This window comes from Lacisediminihabitans profunda, assembly GCF_008040105.1.
In the GTDB taxonomy this organism is placed as follows: domain Bacteria; phylum Actinomycetota; class Actinomycetes; order Actinomycetales; family Microbacteriaceae; genus Lacisediminihabitans; species Lacisediminihabitans profunda.
Genome location: NZ_VRMG01000068.1, coordinates 1 through 263 on the forward strand (window position 1 = coordinate 1; position 263 = coordinate 263).

The window sequence follows — 263 nt, forward strand, 5'->3', positions numbered from 1 at the left end:
TGGATGCCCCAGACGAGACGGACGGAGGAGGGTACAAGGGAGCCCTGCCGACTGAGGCTGACTTTGTCTTGGCATATGCTACTGTGCCAGGGTATGTCTCATGGCGTAACTCTGAGTACGGTTCATGGTTCATCAAGGCATTTGTGGACACAATGTATGAGATGGCATCGAAGGAGCACTTGATGGATATTCTGGTGGAGGTGAATCGCCGTGTGGCAGAAGAGTTCCAGTCGAAGGGGAGAAACAAGCAGATACCATCCCCA

General features: G+C 52.9%; 1 protein-coding gene. It reads left to right on the forward strand.

From position 1 onward, the window contains the following. Window positions 1–44: 44 nt before the first annotated feature. The coding region (locus FVP33_RS20260; RefSeq protein WP_425460961.1) for a caspase family protein at window positions 45–263 on the forward strand (219 nt) is incomplete at its 3' end.